Source organism: Pseudomonas lalkuanensis, from assembly GCF_008807375.1.
GTDB classification, from domain to species: domain Bacteria; phylum Pseudomonadota; class Gammaproteobacteria; order Pseudomonadales; family Pseudomonadaceae; genus Metapseudomonas; species Metapseudomonas lalkuanensis.
Window position 1 is genome coordinate 1,177,372 of the sequence record NZ_CP043311.1, and the last position, 14,464, is coordinate 1,191,835.

The 14,464-nt window shown below is 65.4% G+C and carries 12 protein-coding genes; 5 read left to right on the forward strand and 7 right to left on the reverse strand.

What is annotated here, in order from left to right; all coding sequences use genetic code 11:
• Window positions 1-111: 111 nt before the first annotated feature.
• From FXN65_RS05620 to rhlB, 3 genes are all read left to right on the forward strand, one after another.
• A complete protein-coding gene (locus FXN65_RS05620; RefSeq protein ID WP_151132104.1) occupies window positions 112-1,050 on the forward strand; it encodes a GGDEF domain-containing protein in 939 nt (312 codons plus the stop codon).
• 135 nt (window positions 1,051-1,185) lie between these two features.
• Window positions 1,186-2,343, forward strand: coding sequence for a dipeptidase (locus FXN65_RS05625; RefSeq protein WP_151132105.1), 1,158 nt, complete (start codon window positions 1,186-1,188; stop codon window positions 2,341-2,343).
• Window positions 2,344-2,441: 98 nt separating this feature from the next.
• Window positions 2,442-3,917 (forward strand): ATP-dependent RNA helicase RhlB, encoded by a 1,476-nt coding sequence (gene rhlB / locus FXN65_RS05630; protein ID WP_151132106.1) that lies wholly within the window; start codon window positions 2,442-2,444, stop codon window positions 3,915-3,917.
• A 271-nt stretch (window positions 3,918-4,188) separates the two neighbouring features.
• Here the strand turns inward: rhlB and FXN65_RS05635 are convergent, their stop codons facing one another.
• The 6 genes from FXN65_RS05635 to FXN65_RS05660 are packed head-to-tail and all read right to left on the reverse strand — an operon-like array spanning window position 4,189 to window position 11,070.
• A complete protein-coding gene (locus tag FXN65_RS05635; RefSeq protein WP_151132107.1) occupies window positions 4,189-5,520 on the reverse strand; it encodes a DUF58 domain-containing protein in 1,332 nt (443 codons plus the stop codon).
• The gene (locus tag FXN65_RS05640) at window positions 5,517-6,545 is read right to left on the reverse strand and encodes an AAA family ATPase (RefSeq protein WP_151132108.1); all 1,029 of its coding nucleotides are present in this window, start codon (window positions 6,543-6,545) and stop codon (window positions 5,517-5,519) included. The genes FXN65_RS05635 and FXN65_RS05640 overlap by 4 nt, the downstream gene beginning before the upstream one ends.
• Window positions 6,542-7,792 (reverse strand): DUF4350 domain-containing protein, encoded by a 1,251-nt coding sequence (locus FXN65_RS05645; RefSeq protein ID WP_151132109.1) that lies wholly within the window; start codon window positions 7,790-7,792, stop codon window positions 6,542-6,544. The genes FXN65_RS05640 and FXN65_RS05645 overlap by 4 nt, the downstream gene beginning before the upstream one ends.
• Window positions 7,789-9,372 carry a DUF4129 domain-containing protein gene (locus tag FXN65_RS05650; protein ID WP_151132110.1) on the reverse strand — a complete coding sequence of 528 codons (1,584 nt, stop codon included), beginning with the start codon at window positions 9,370-9,372 and terminating at the stop codon, window positions 7,789-7,791. Before FXN65_RS05650 ends, FXN65_RS05645 begins: the two co-directional genes overlap by 4 nt.
• The gene (locus tag FXN65_RS05655; RefSeq protein WP_151132111.1) at window positions 9,359-10,339 is read right to left on the reverse strand and encodes a stage II sporulation protein M; all 981 of its coding nucleotides are present in this window, start codon (window positions 10,337-10,339) and stop codon (window positions 9,359-9,361) included. The genes FXN65_RS05650 and FXN65_RS05655 overlap by 14 nt, the downstream gene beginning before the upstream one ends.
• On the reverse strand, window positions 10,336-11,070 hold the full coding sequence (locus FXN65_RS05660; protein ID WP_151132112.1) for an RDD family protein: 735 nt from the start codon (window positions 11,068-11,070) through the stop codon (window positions 10,336-10,338). Before FXN65_RS05660 ends, FXN65_RS05655 begins: the two co-directional genes overlap by 4 nt.
• 319 nt (window positions 11,071-11,389) lie before the next feature.
• On the opposite strand from FXN65_RS05660, the gene sbcB reads away from it, so the two are divergent.
• Window positions 11,390-12,820, forward strand: coding sequence for an exodeoxyribonuclease I (gene sbcB, locus FXN65_RS05665; protein ID WP_151132113.1), 1,431 nt, complete (start codon window positions 11,390-11,392; stop codon window positions 12,818-12,820).
• An 82-nt stretch (window positions 12,821-12,902) separates the two neighbouring features.
• Here the strand turns inward: sbcB and mvaT are convergent, their stop codons facing one another.
• Window positions 12,903-13,283 carry a histone-like nucleoid-structuring protein MvaT gene (gene mvaT, locus FXN65_RS05670; RefSeq protein ID WP_151132114.1) on the reverse strand — a complete coding sequence of 127 codons (381 nt, stop codon included), beginning with the start codon at window positions 13,281-13,283 and terminating at the stop codon, window positions 12,903-12,905.
• A 327-nt stretch (window positions 13,284-13,610) separates the two neighbouring features.
• On the opposite strand from mvaT, the gene purU reads away from it, so the two are divergent.
• Window positions 13,611-14,462, forward strand: a complete 852-nt coding sequence (gene purU / locus FXN65_RS05675; RefSeq protein ID WP_151132115.1) for a formyltetrahydrofolate deformylase — start codon at window positions 13,611-13,613, stop codon at window positions 14,460-14,462.
• Window positions 14,463-14,464 lie beyond the last annotated feature (2 nt).

Genomic DNA, 14,464 nt, shown 5'->3' on the forward strand with positions numbered 1-14,464 from the left:
GGGCATTGTCAGGCAAAAAGTGTGGGAATACTGTCACACCGGGTTTACAGCTGAGACAAGGATCGTTAGCGGTGTCGTCCGCTTCGACTGCCATCCGAGGCCGTTGCAGCCATGAAGCATGTCCACTGGCAAGAAGACTTGGCTCTGCTGAGCCGACTGCGTCTGTTCCAGAACGTCACCGCGAACTGTCTGGCGCAGTTGCTCAAGGAATTCCGTGCCTGCGATCTGGAGGCAGGGGAGGTGGTGCTGTCGCCGTTCAACCGCAACCAGCACCTCTATCTGGTGGTGAGCGGGCGGCTGAAGGTCTATCTCGGTTCGCTGGATAACAATCCGGTGAGCACCATCGAAGCGGGCGAGTGCGCCGGCGAGATCAGCTTCATCGACAACGACCATCCTTCGGCCTACGTGGTGGCCAGCGAGCCCACTACTGCGCTGCGCCTGCACCGGCAATCTTTGGTCAACCTGTTCCAGCAGTCGCCGCAGTTGATGCAGAACCTGCTGGAAGTGCTTTGCGAGCGGGTGCGCCAGGGCAACCGGATCATTCTCGACACTGAACAGAACGCCAAGATCGACACCCTCACCGGGCTCTTCAATCGCCGTTGGCTGGAGCAGATCTACCAGCGCGAAAGCACCCGCTGCGCCTTCAATGAGCAACCGTTGTCGATGCTCATGCTGGATGTGGACCACTTCAAGGCCTACAACGATCGCCACGGCCATCTGGCTGGCGACTACGCGCTCTGCCTGGTTTCCCATACCCTGCGCAACCAGCTGCGGCCCAAGGACAGCATGGCTCGCTACGGCGGCGAGGAGTTCGTCATCCTGCTGCCGGAAATCAACGGCGATGAGGCACGGAGTATCGGAGAGCGGCTGCGCGTCAGCCTGGAGCAGATCTCCTCCTTCTATTCCCCGTTGGGTGTGCTGCCCGGTGTGACCGTTTCCATCGGCATGGCCGAGATGCAGCAGCCGGACAGCCTGCAGGGCCTGATCGCCCGGGCCGACAACGCGCTCTATCAGGCCAAGCACGATGGGCGCAATCGCCTGAATGGGTAACTGCCCACAGCGAGCTCCGCGCCTCGACAGGTGATGGCCCGGCATTCGGCAACGCGAATGTTCCTTGATTTCCCTCGGCTTCAAACGTCTGTTTGCTAGAGTCCGTTCACAATCAAGACAGCCGGGAAGCTGGACATGCGCAAACTCCTGATCGCTTTGCTACTGCTGGTGGCCGTTGGCCTGGGGATCTTCTTTTACCTGCCGGGGTTCCTCGACCGCGAGATGAACACGGTGGAATCGCCGCCGCCCTATCACGCCTCTGACGAGGCCGAGAGCCTGCACAAGACGCTGTTCGTCGCCGACCTGCATGACGATGCCCTGCTGTGGAACCGCAACCTGCTGGAGCGCCATGACTTCGGCCACAGCGACCTGCCGCGCCTGCTCGAAGGCCATGTCGGCCTGCAGGTGTTCTCCACCGTGACCAAGACCCCGCGCGGCCTCAACTACGAGCGCAATGGTTCCGACACCGACGACATCACCCTGCTGGTCATGGCCCAGCGCTGGCCCCGCGCGACCTGGCACAGCTTGCTGGAACGCGCCCTCTATCAGGGCAGGAAACTCGAAGAAGCCGCTGCCGGCAGCCAGGGCAGGCTGACCCTGGTGCGCAGCCGTGACGACTTCGCCCGCTACCTCGCCGCCAGGGAAAAGGACCCGAACCAGGTCGCCGCCATCCTCGCCACCGAAGGCCTGCATCCGCTGGAAGGCAAACTGGAGAACGTCGATCGCATGTACGACGCGGGCTTCCGCATCATGGGCCTGACCCACTTCTTCGATAACGAGGTGGGGGGCTCCGCCCATGGCCTGGAGAAGGGCGGGCTGACCCCCTTCGGCCGCCGGGTGATCGCCCACCTGGAAGAGAAGAAGATGCTGGTGGACCTGGCCCACGCCTCCCGCGCCCTGATCGATGACGTGCTGAACATGGCCGAGCGTCCGGTGCTGGTTTCCCACACCGGCGTCGAGGGCACCTGTCCGGGTACCCGCAACCTTACCGACGCGCATATCCAGCGCATCGCCGCCACCGGCGGGGTGATCGGCATCGGCTATTGGGATACCGCCGTCTGCGCAACCTCGGTCAAGGCCATAGCCAAAGCCATCCGCTATGTCGCCGACAAGGTCGGCGTGCAGCATGTGGCGCTGGGCTCGGACTTCGACGGCGCGGTGCATACGCCCTTCGACACCAGCGGCCTGGCGCAGCTGACCCAGGGCCTGAAGGAGGCCGGATTCAGCGAGCCGGACATCGCCGCCATCATGGGCGGGAACGTCCGCCGGCTGCTGCTGGAGTCCCTTCCTTAGTCCAAGTCAAGCCCTTGAGTGCCCGCAGCTCTTCGCCCTGCGGGCATCTTGCTTTACACTGGCGGCCGTTCATTCCTTAACCAATCGACGAGACCACCGTGCTCAAAGCACTCAAGAAGATTTTCAGCAAGGGTGAAGAGCCGCAGGCTAGCCCCGCCCCCACCGCGTCAGCCCCCGCCCAGACCGAGAAGCAAGAGCGTCCGGCCAAACCGAAGAAAGCGCCTCGTGAAGCAGGCGAAAAGGCCGAAGGTTCCAGCGAACGCCCGCCCCGTGGCGAGAAAAAGCCCCGCAGCGACAAGCCCAAGTCCGACAAGCCGCGCCGTGAGCGCCCGGCCAAGGCGGCCGCCCCGGTGGACAACTGGAAGCTGGAAGACTTCGCGGTGGAGCCCCAGGAGGGCAAGACCCGCTTCCACGACTTCAACCTCGATCCGCGGCTGATGCACGCCATCCACGATCTGGGTTTCCCCTATTGCACTCCGATCCAGGCCCAGGTCCTCGGCCATACCCTCAAGGGCCGGGACGCCATCGGCCGCGCGCAGACCGGTACCGGCAAGACCGCCGCCTTCCTCATCTCCACCATCACCCAGCTGCTGCAGACCCCCCCACCGAAAGAGCGCTACATGGGCGAGCCGCGCGCGCTCATCATCGCGCCGACCCGCGAGCTGGTGGTGCAGATCGCCAAGGACGCCCAGGCGCTGACCAAGTACAGCGGCCTCAGCGTGATGAGCTTCGTCGGCGGCATGGACTTCGACAAGCAGCTCAGGCAGCTGGAGTCCCGCTTCTGCGACATCCTGGTCGCCACCCCCGGCCGCCTGCTGGACTTCAACCAGCGCGGTGAAGTGCACCTGGACATGGTCGAGGTGATGGTCCTGGACGAAGCCGACCGCATGCTCGACATGGGCTTCATCCCGCAGGTCCGCCAGATCATCCGCCAGACGCCGTTCAAGGGCGAACGCCAGACCCTGCTGTTCTCCGCCACCTTCACCGAAGACGTGATGAACCTGGCCAAGCAGTGGACCGTCGAGCCGGCCATCGTCGAGATCGAGCCGGAAAACGTCGCCAGCGAGACCGTCGAACAGCACGTCTACGCCGTGGCCAGCAGCGACAAGTACAAGCTGCTCTACAACCTGGTGGCGCAGAACAACTGGGAGCGGGTGATGGTCTTCGCCAACCGCAAGGACGAAGTGCGCCGCATCGAGGAACGCCTGACCCGGGACGGCATCAGCGCCGCCCAGATGTCCGGCGACGTGCCCCAGCACAAGCGCATCAAGGTCCTGGAAGGCTTCCGTGAAGGCAAGATCCGCGTACTGGTGGCCACCGACGTCGCCGGTCGCGGCATCCACATCGATGGCATCAGCCACGTGATCAACTTCACCCTGCCGGAAGACCCGGACGACTACGTGCACCGCATCGGCCGTACCGGCCGCGCCGGCGCCACCGGGACCTCCATCAGCTTCGCCGGCGAGGACGACGCCTTCGCCCTGCCGCCGATCGAGGAACTGCTGGGCCGCAAGATCAACTGCGAAATGCCCCCCGCCGAACTGCTCAAGTCGGTGCCGCGCAAGCACCACTGAGGGGCAGTTGAATGAGAAAAGGCGAAGCCAAGGCTTCGCCTTTTTCTTTTTGGGGCAGGGGAGACCTGCGGTCTCCATCGCGATTGAAATCGCTCCCACAGGAAGTGCGCTGTGACTGGACCCCGTGCGGTCTGCCCCCTCTCCCTCTGGGAGAGGGTTGGGATGAGGGAAGGAGAGTGTCGCAGGGCGGTGGAGACGAATCGCGAATGAAATCTCTCCCACAGAAAGCGCGCCTGCTCGGACAGTCAGGAGCGGGATGGGGAGAGGGGTTCTACAGCGCCCCAGCCTTCTTCCACGCCAGGTAGCGGCTCACCAGCTGCGGGCCCAGCTCGCTGGGGCGGGCGTCCAGCACGGGTACGCCGTGGGCGGCGAGGCGTTCGTGGAGGCTGTTGCGGGCGTTCAGATAGTTCACCGTGCCGCAGTAGGCGAGGGCGTCATCGAAGCCCTGCACCGGGGTGTGGCGCAGGCTGTCGAGGATTTCCTCGCGCAGGCTGACCACCAGCAGGCGATGCTGGCGGCCGAGTCGCTTCACCGCGCTGAACAGCTCGGCATCGTCTTCGTCGCGCAGGTTGCTGACCAGCACCACCAGGGCGCGGCGCCGCTGGCGGGCAAGCAGGGCTTCGGCGGCGGCACTGAAGTCGGCTGGGCGCAAGGTGCTGTCCAGGTCGTAGACGCCATTGAGCAGCACGTTCAACTGGGCCGGGCCCTTCACGGGCGGTACGAAGCGGTCGCGCTCGGCGGCGAAGGTGGACAGGCCTACCGCATCGCCCTGGCGCAGGGCCACGTAGCTGAGCAGCAGGCTGGCATTGAGGGCGTGGTCGAAGTGCGAAAGGTCGCCGTCCTGGCTGCGCATGCGGCGGCCGCAGTCGAGGAGGAAGACGATCTGCTGGTCGCGCTCGTCCTGGTATTCGCGGGCGATGGGGGTGCGCTTGCGGGCGGTGGCTTTCCAGTCGATCTGGCGCAGCGTGTCGCCATCGCGGAATTCCCGCAGCTGATGGAATTCCAGGCCGAGGCCGCGGCGCGGGCGCTGGCGCACGCCGAGCTGGCTGAGCCAGTCGTCCACTGCCTTCAACTGGGCGCCGTAAAGGCGGGCGAAGTCCGGATAGACGCGCGCTTCTCCCGGCAGGTCCAGCACCCGTTTGTGCCGCCATAGGCCGAGCGGGCTGGGCAGCTGCAGTTCGCAGGCGGGGAAGTGGAAATGGCCACGCATGAGCGGTCGCACCCGATAGCCGAACTCGGTGTGTTCGCCGGGATGCAGGGCCACCTGCTGGGGCAGGGGGTCGAAGTCCATCGCGGCGGGCACCTGATCGAACACGCCGACGTCGAGGGAGCGCCCGTAGCCGTGGTGCAGGGTGAGGCGGACGTCGCTCCAGCGGCCCAACGCCAGATTACCCGGCAGCGCACGTTCCAGGCGCGGCGAAGGCAGCCGGCGCAGCCAGATGGCGTCGAGCAGGCCGAGCAGGGCCAGGGCGCAGAGCAGGCCCCACCAGAGCGGCTGCAACTGCGCCGGCAGGTCGATGCCCAGCGCCGGCAGGGCACCGAGCAGCAGGGCCAGGCCGAAGAGGCCAGCTACCAGCGCGAGCAGGGCGCGGGACGGCTTCATAGGCGCGGCGCCGGCACCTGGTCGAGGATCTGCTGGAGCACCTGGTCCACCGACAGCCCTTCGATATCCAGTTCCGGCGACAGGCGGACGCGGTGGCGCAGCACCGCCAGGGCGCAGCCCTTGACGTCGTCCGGCAGCACGAAGTCGCCACCGCGCAGCAGCGCGCGGGCGCGACCGCCACGGACCAGGGCGATGGAGGCGCGTGGCCCGGCGCCCATGGCCAGGCCCGGCCAGCTGCGGGTGGCGCGGGCCAGGCGCACGGCGTAGTCGAGCACCTGGTCGTCCACCGGTAGTTCGCTTGCGATCTTCTGCAGGGCGATCAGGTCGCGGGCCTGGACCAGGGTGCGCAGCGGCGCTACGTCGAGCATGTCGGCGCGGGCCGAACGGGTGACCTGGCGCACCAGGCTGAGTTCTTCGTCGGCGGTCGGGTAGTCCATCCGCAGCTTGAGCATGAAACGGTCGAGCTCGGCTTCCGGCAGGGGGTAGGTGCCTTCCTGCTCGATCGGGTTCTGGGTCGCCAGCACCAGGAACGGCTGGGGCACCGGCAGGGCGCGGCCTTCCAGGGTGACCTGGCGCTCCTGCATCACCTCCAGCAGGGCGGCCTGGGTCTTGGCCGGGGCACGGTTGATCTCATCCGCCAGCAGCAGGTTGGTGAACACCGGCCCCTTGCGCAGCTTGAACTGCTCGCTCTGCATGTCGTACACGGCGTGGCCGGTGACGTCGCTGGGCATCAGGTCGGGGGTGAACTGGATGCGTGAGAACTCACCGCCGAAGCAGCGCGCAAGGGCCCGTACCAGCAGGGTCTTGCCAAGGCCCGGCACGCCTTCCACCAGTACGTGGCCGCCGGCCAGCAGAGCGGTGAGCACGTCGTCGATCACCGCGACCTGACCGACCACGGCCTTCTGCAGTTCCAGGCGCAGGGCCTGGGCAAGCTGGCTGGCACGCTGGCGCTGGGTGGCGGTGGAGGCCGCAGCGGGGCTGGCGACTTCGGCTTGCGACGGATCGGAAATCTGTTCGCTCGTCATAGGGCATTCCTGAGGGTTTGCAGGTGGGCGACCTGGCGGGTGAAATCGGCGGCGCTGAGGCGTTGCTTGGGCAATGGCCGCATGGCCTGGCTGATGGCGCTGGGCGGCAGGCGGGTCAGGCGACCCAATACCTGCCATTGCTCGGCTACGGGTAGCCGTTCGAATCCGGGATGGCGATGTCGCGCGCGGCGCTGGATATCCCGCTGCAGGCCTTGCAACAGGCTGACCTGGCCGCTGCGGCGGAGCAGGAAGTCGGCGCTGCCGCGCAGGTGTTCTTCCAGTTGCCGGCGAGCGCGGCTGGCCGGGGCCTGCAAGGGGCCCTGGCGCTGGCCGACGTGCCAGAGGACCAGGGCGATGAGCAGGGCCAGGGCTACCAGGGCCTCGGGGAAGTTCTGCCCGAGCAGGGTGGCCAGGCCATCGCGTTCGGCGCGGTAGAGCAGGGTGACGGCGCTGTCCTGGGTGAGGTACCAGAGCAGCCAGGCGTTGTCGTACTGGTCGATGTCGCGGTTCTGCCAGATCCAGCCATCGGTGACCACGGTGACCAGTCCGTCGCCGTGGTTCAGCTGCAGCATGTGGGTGGCCTTGGCGCTGTTGGCCCAGGCGTGGGCGCGGTTCTGGCTGTCGTAGAGATGGAAGTCCGTGTCGAAGCTGGCGTAGGCCGGCGCCTGTTCGTTTTCCAGGTAGAGCTTGGTCAGCTCGGGGAAGGGATCGTTCTCGGCATCGGTCTCTTCGTCCTGGGAAGACGGGGCGTCCTCCGGCCGTTCTTCGGCACGCAGGCCTTCCGGCTTTTCGGGTTCCTCCGGCTCGCTACCTTCGTCTTCTTCGAGGTCGCGGGTTTCGTATTGCTGGACGCCAAGGCGGTCGGCCAGCAGATCGCCGCTCTTGCCTTCCTTCTCGTCATAGAGCCGCTCGACGATGAACAGCAGGTGGCCGCCCTTGCTCGCCCATTCCAGCAGGCGATCGGCCTGGCGCGGGGTCATGCGCGAACGGCCGCCGAGCAGCAACAGGGTGTTGCCGGCGCTGGGGAGGTTGTCGAGCACTTCCAGGCCGTCAGCACGATTCACCTGCAGGCCCTGCTTACGCAGGAAGTGTTCGGCGGCCAGATAGGGGTTGCCCAGCACCTCGGGCGAGGGGCCGTGTTCGATGGTGTCCTGATAAGGCTGCAGGCGCCCGGCGACATGGATCGCGATCAGTCCCAGCAGCAGCAACAGGCCGGCGCCAATGAGAAAACGCGGACGCAGGCTCATTGCGCGGCTCCGCTGGCGAACAGGCGTCGCCAGCCATCGCAGAGACCCTGACGCAGTTCGGCGGCGGGCAGGCGGTGGCCATAGGCGAGGTTCTGCCAGTGGCCGGTGAGGCTCCGGCTGAAGCCTTCCAGTTCGCTGTTGTCCAGGCGGAGCACCAGTTGCAGCACTTCGCCTTCGGTGTGGGATTGCCTGAGGGGCAGGCGGAAGTCGTGCAGCAGGCGGCTGAGCAGGGCGCGATAGAGCAGACCGAGGGCCTCGCGGGGCTGGCTGGCCCAGAGGCGTTCGGCTTCCCCGGCGACGTCGTCGGGCAGGCTTTCCGGTGCGAGTTCGAGGCCGAACAGCACGGCGGGTGCTTCACGCGGGCGGCGCTGGGGCAGGCCCAGGCGTCCGGCAAAGGCGCTTAGCCAGTCGCGGTAGTGCCAGACCAGCAGGACGATCAGGCTGATCAGTACGCCCCAGAGCAGCACCTTGATCAGCAGGGCGACACTGTCCAGGCTCTTGGCGTACTCGGCCAGCTTGAACAGGTTGCGGATGAATTCGGCCCAGCCTTCGACGTCTTCGGGTTTCACTTCCTTGTCGGCGCTTTCATCGCCCAGGCGCCAGCGCGTGACGGTTTCGCGGTTCTGGAAAGGCGCTGCATCAAGCAGCGCAGTGATGCTGTCCTTCGCGGCCTGGCTGGTGAGGGCCTGGTGGGTGAGGCGCGCCGCGTCGGGGCCGTCGAGGTAGGCCTGGGGCGCCGGGCAGGAGGTGGGTGCATCCCCGGCCATGGCCGATTGCGGCAATTGGCTGAGCAGCAGGCCAAGGCACAGCAGCAGGGCGTAGGCGGTGCCGGTCAGGCGTTGGCGCAGGCGGCGGAACTGCAGTTCGATGTCCCAGCCTTCCAGGGACGTGCGGCGGTTCAGGTAGAGGGTGAAGCCGCAGGCGACGTAGACCGGTCCCCAGATCATCAGCACCAGGACGTAGAGGCTGTTGGACAGGTGTTCCAGCCAGAGCCATTCACCCGAAGCCATTTCCAGGAGCTTCTGCCAGTCCCAGTCGATCGCCACCTGTTGGGGCAGCATCAGGTAGAGCAGGGTGAGCAGGCCGAACCAGAGAGCCGATTCCAGGTGCACGCCGATGACCGTCAACCAGGTGGCGCCGCCCGCATCGCGCTGGCCCAGCACCACCAGGCGCTGGCTGCGCGCTTGCCCGGAGAGTCCTTCCAGCTGCAGCACTGGCAGGTCGAAGCTGCGGGTGGTGCTCAGGCGGCGCCAAGTGAGGCTGGCGAGCAGTTGTGGCTTGAGCAGGCGCGGGTAGGCGCGCAGGGCTTCCTTGAGGGTTGGCGTGTCGCCGAACAGGGCGCGGGAGAGGATGTACAGCGGCAGCCGTTCGTAGGCGGGCTTGAACAGCCAGAAAAGGAACACCGCGAGTCCCGGGTAGTTCCAGCAGGCCAGGGTGAGCAGGGCGAACACCGGGACGGTGACGATGGCCCAACTGGCCATCAGCAGGCCGGCGTGACGGCGCGCCAGCAGCACGCCGAGGTCCATGGCCTCCCAGGCGCTGCGTGGACGGATGGCGACGCTGGCGTCAGTCAGGCGCATGCGTCCTCCTGCCCACCAGGCCGAAATAGAGCGCGACCAGCAGCCACAGGCCCGCGCCCACCAGGTATTTCACTTGCGGCGTCACCAGCGTCATGGACGACCAGTAGGCTTCGACGAATGCGGCGATCACCAGCAGCAGGATCACCCCGGCCACCAACTGCACGCTGCGTCCGGCGGCCAGGCGCAGGGCCTCGCCACGGGGCAGGCGGCCGGGAGCGAGCAGGGCCCAGCCGAGTTGCAGGCCGGCGGCGCCAGCGAAGGCGATGGCGGTGAGTTCGAAGGCGCCGTGGCCGACGACGAAGGACCAGAAGGTTTCGCCGAAGCCGATCTGCGTCAGGTGGCCGGCGACGGCGCCGATATGCAGGCCGTTGAACAGCAGGAAGAACAGGCTGCCGACCCCGAAGAGCAGGCCGCCGGCGTAGGTCTGAAAGGCGATGCCGATGTTGTTCATGATGTAGTGGCCGAACATCATCCAGTCATCCCCCGAGTCACGCTCGCTCATGGGGCCAATGCGCCGGGCGTCCGGGTCGTACATGGATTCCATCGACGACACCTGTTCCGGGTCCATCACGCTGTAGACCAGGTCCGGCCAGTTGTGCACCAGCAACCCCATCAGCACCAGGCTGCCGTAGAACAGCAGGCTGGCGGCGGCGATGCTGCGCCACTGGCTGCGCACCAGGCGCGGGAAGCCGCCAAGCAGGAAGCCCAGCAGACGCGCGCCAAGGTGGCTGCGGTGGCGATAGAACTGCTGGTGGCCGCGCATGGCCAATTGCTGCAGGTGCTCCACCAGATGGCTGCTGTAGCCGCGCTCCTGGGCCAGGGCCAGTTGCTGGCAGACCTGCCGGTAGTCGGCGGAGAAGGCCTCGCAGGTGCGGGCGTCGGCCTTGCCGCGTTCGAGGCGTTCGAGTTGCTCGGCGAAGGCTTTCCAGCCGGCCCGGTGCTGGCGTTCGAAGAGATTCTGTTTCATGGCGACTCCGACCCCAGCAGGCCGCGCGCGATGCCATTGATGCGCGCCTGCGCCTGTTCCGCCGGCACGGACAAGGGTTCGGCAAGGATGCCGGCGAGTTCGGCGCGGCGGGCCGGGGACAGGCTGGCCTGGCGCTCGGCGAAACTGAGCAGGGCGCGCTGGTCGGCAAGGGTCAGGGGGAAGGGCGCGCGCTCCGGCTCCGCGTCCGGCAATGTCGGGCGCTGGCTCTTCTCGTCGCTGTAGACCACCAGGCTGCCGGCGGCGATATCCCCCAGGCGCTTGAAGGTCGGGTGCAGCAGGCAACTGAGGGCGCCCAAGGTGTAGGCGAAGGGCAGCAGGTCGACGAAGCGCAGCAGGTTGCGCACCAGGGAGGAGGACCAGCCGACGGGGGTGCCGTCGTCATGCACCACGCGCAGGCCCATCATCTGCTTGCCCGGCGAGCGGCCCTGGTTGAGGACTTCGAACAGCACCATGTACCACCAGTTGAGCAGGAACATGAGGATCAGCCCCAGGCCCATGCCGAGCTGCCCGAGCAGGGCCAGGGCGATGAACAGCACCAGCATGATCGCACCGCGAATCGCCAGGTCGATGGCATAGGCCAGGGCGCGTGGCAGCAGGCCGGCCGGACGCAGGACCAGGTCGATGCCTTCCGGTGTTTCGACCTGGTAGCGGGTGTCCAGCGGCTGGGCCTGGGAATCGGCGGGATGGGAACCGGATCGGGGTGCGGGCATCGGCTGGGCGCCAAGGGGAAAGCCAGATGCTAGCGAGCGGCTGGTATCCAGGCAACCGGGCAGGGAGGACTCAGCCCGCATGCTGTGAAGGGATCGGGGAATTCGACAAGGCGAATGGCGCGCGGGCGTCGGCGCGGGGGGAGGTGGGCGCGGGCATGGGGCAGTCCTTGTCGGGGTCGATCATCCAGTGGCGGCGATTCTAGGCTCGCGGCAAACCGACCAGCAAGAAGGCGGATGGCGAAGTTTCCGGTCTCGTTCGGCGCCGTTGCCGCATCCGGCCCGGTGTTAGACTGGCCCGCTCACGAACAAGGGGGACGCCGTGACTTCCAGCATCTTCTGGCACGACTACGAAACCACCGGCATCAACCCGCGCTGCGACCGGCCGTTGCAGGTGGCGGGCATTCGCACCGACGAGGCGCTCAACGAGATCGGCGAACCGATCAATCTCTACTGCAAGCCCAGCGATGACATCCTGCCCCATCCGGCAGCCTGCCTGGTGACCGGCATCCTGCCCGGCACCCTGGCGGAGAAGGGGCTGGGCGAGGCGGAGTTCATGCACCGGGTGCATGCCGAGCTGTCACTGCCGGGCACCTGCGGCGCCGGATACAACACCCTGCGCTTCGATGACGAGGTCACCCGTTACAGCCTCTATCGCAATTTCTACGATCCCTACGCCCGCGAGTGGCAAGGCGGCAACAGCCGCTGGGACCTGATCGACCTGGTGCGTACCGCCTATGCCCTGCGCCCGGAAGGCATCGAGTGGCCGCAGCAGGACGGGCGCGTCAGCCTGCGCCTGGAACTGCTCACGGCGGCCAACGGCATCGACCATGGCCAGGCTCACGACGCACTCTCCGACGTTCGCGCGACCATCGCCCTGGCGCGCCTGCTGCGTGAGCGTCAGCCGAAACTCTTCGATTACCTCTATCAGTTGCGCAGCAAGCACAAGGTGCAGGAACAGGTTCGCCTGCTGCAGCCGCTGGTGCACATTTCCGGACGCTTCTCCGGCGAACGTCATTACCTGGCGGTGGTGTTGCCGCTGGCCTGGCATCCGCGCAACCGCAATGCGCTGATCGTGCTGGACCTGCAGTCGGACCCCACCCCCCTGCTGGAGCAGGATGGGGAAACCCTACGCCGGCGTCTCTACACCCGTCGCGACGAACTGGCCGAAGGCGAACTGCCGGTGCCGCTGAAGCTGCTTCACGTCAATCGCTGTCCGGTGGTGGCGCCCCTCGGCGTGCTGCGTGAAGCCGATCGCCAGCGCCTGGGTGTCGACCTGGAGCTCTGCCAGCGCCGCGCCGCGCTACTCACTGCTCAGGCCGCCGTGTGGCAAGAGAAGTTGCCGGTTATTTATGCAGAAGAAGAATTCGCTTCGCCGGATGATCCGGAGCAGCAGTTGTATGACGGATTTCTCGGTGATCGCGATCGTCGACTCTGCGAACAAGTGCGCCGCGCCGATCCGCAACGGCTGTCCCGGGAGAATTGGCCGTTCGACGACCCGCGTCTGCCAGAATTGCTGTTCCGTTACCGTGCAAGAAACTTCCCTGAAACTTTGTCCGAGACCGACTGGTCGCGTTGGGAAGAGTTTTGTAGAAATCGGCTGAGAAGCCCGGAATTCGGGGCGCCTAATACGCTGGAGAGTTTTTTTCTGGCGCTGGATGAATTCCAGGCCAAAGCACAGCCTGCACAACAGGCGATCTTGCTGGAATGGCGTCGATATGCCACGGAACTGGGCCAGCGCTATCAGTTGTGATTAACGCCCCGGAAACTTTTCGGGGCTTTTCCCGCGCCAAAAAAAACGCCAGCAGATGCTGGCGTTCTTTATTACCGAAGGTTTAGCCCAGGATGGTGGCCCAACCTTCAACGACGTCGGCGCCCCACTTGGCTTTCCACTCTTTCAGAGTCTTGTGGTTGCCGCCCTTGGTCTCGATGACTTCCCCGGTGTTCGGGTTCTTGTACTGCTTGACCTTGCGGGCGCGCTTGCTGCCGCCTGCAGCGGCCTTGGCGGCGCGCGGAGCCTTGGCGGAGCGTGCATCCGGATCGAGCAGGGCAATGATGTCGCGCAGGGATTTCTGATATTCACCCATCAGAGTGCGCAGTTTGCCTTCGAACTCCAGTTCTTTCTTCAGCTTGTCGTCCTGGGACAGATTCTTCAGGCGCTCTTGGAGCTCCTTGATGGCTTCTTCCGTTGCCCGGTATTCGTTGATCAGCGACATGTCGGCGTCCCTTGTTGGAATCGTACGTTGACTTGCGATTGCGAAGTGTCAGCAATAATAGACAGCGATTATCTGCAAGTAAATAAGCAGGAAAAGTTTTGTACGCATTGTTGGCGACTTCTTCTTTCATACTAGTCCCATGGACCTTCTAATGCGTAATTGCGCCAGGGACACTCGCTATATCGAGCTTCGGCTTCACCCCTTAGTTTGCCTGTCTTGTGTTGTTCCGCGATCAGCGGCAATCCCCTGGAGGCCACGAGGTTACTGAAGTTTTTGCGCGTACTGGCTAGAATGGCCGCCTTTGCGAAGTCTCTGGAGTGTTCCCAAATGCGCACATTTCGTCTGGTGATTGCCTGTCCGGACGGCGTCGGCATCGTAGCCAAGGTCAGTAACTTCCTGGCTACCTACAACGGCTGGATTACCGAAGCCAGTCACCACTCGGATAATCAGAGCGGCTGGTTCTTCATGCGCCATGAAATCCGTGCCGACTCCCTGCCCTTCGATCTGGACGGTTTCCGCCAGGCCTTTGCGCCCATCGCTCGCGAGTTTTCGATGGAGTGGCGCATTACCGACTCCGAAGTGAAGAAGCGCGTGGTGCTGATGGCCAGCCGCGACTCCCACTGCCTGGCCGACCTGCTGCACCGCTGGCACAGCGGCGAACTGGATTGCGAGATTCCCTGCGTGATCGCCAACCACGACGACCTGCGCAGCATGGTGGAGTGGCACGGCATTCCGTACTTCCATGTACCGGTGGACCCGAAGAACAAGCAGCCGGCCTTCGATGAGGTTTCACGCCTGGTGGAAGAGCACAACGCCGATACCGTGGTGCTCGCCCGCTACATGCAGATCCTCCCGCCCGAGCTGTGTCAGCGTTACGCCCACCAGGTGATCAACATCCACCACAGCTTCCTGCCGTCCTTCGTCGGTGCCAAGCCCTACCACCAGGCCTCTCTGCGCGGCGTGAAGCTGATCGGCGCCACCTGCCACTACGTCACCGAGGAACTGGATGCCGGCCCGATCATCGAGCAGGACGTGGTGCGCGTGACCCACCGCGACAGCGTCGAGGACATGGTTCGCCTCGGCAAGGACGTGGAAAAGATGGTCCTGTCCCGTGGGCTACGCTATCACCTTGAAGACCGGGTGCTGGTGCACGACAACAAGACCGTCGTGTTCGACTGATG

Excerpts from the sequence above, each read along its gene's own strand:
- FXN65_RS05620 (WP_151132104.1), top strand. The coding sequence starts at position 112 with ATGAAGCATGTCCACTGGCAAGAAGACTTGGCTCTGCTGAGCCGACTG.
- FXN65_RS05625 (WP_151132105.1), top strand. The coding sequence starts at position 1,186 with ATGCGCAAACTCCTGATCGCTTTGCTACTGCTGGTGGCCGTTGGCCTG.
- FXN65_RS05635 (WP_151132107.1), bottom strand. The coding sequence starts at position 5,520 with ATGAAGCCGTCCCGCGCCCTGCTCGCGCTGGTAGCTGGCCTCTTCGGC.
- FXN65_RS05640 (WP_151132108.1), bottom strand. The coding sequence starts at position 6,545 with ATGACGAGCGAACAGATTTCCGATCCGTCGCAAGCCGAAGTCGCCAGC.
- FXN65_RS05645 (WP_151132109.1), bottom strand. The coding sequence starts at position 7,792 with ATGAGCCTGCGTCCGCGTTTTCTCATTGGCGCCGGCCTGTTGCTGCTG.
- FXN65_RS05650 (WP_151132110.1), bottom strand. The coding sequence starts at position 9,372 with ATGCGCCTGACTGACGCCAGCGTCGCCATCCGTCCACGCAGCGCCTGG.
- FXN65_RS05655 (WP_151132111.1), bottom strand. The coding sequence starts at position 10,339 with ATGAAACAGAATCTCTTCGAACGCCAGCACCGGGCCGGCTGGAAAGCC.
- FXN65_RS05660 (WP_151132112.1), bottom strand. The coding sequence starts at position 11,070 with ATGCCCGCACCCCGATCCGGTTCCCATCCCGCCGATTCCCAGGCCCAG.
- mvaT (WP_151132114.1), bottom strand. The coding sequence starts at position 13,283 with ATGTCGCTGATCAACGAATACCGGGCAACGGAAGAAGCCATCAAGGAG.
- purU (WP_151132115.1), top strand. The coding sequence starts at position 13,611 with ATGCGCACATTTCGTCTGGTGATTGCCTGTCCGGACGGCGTCGGCATC.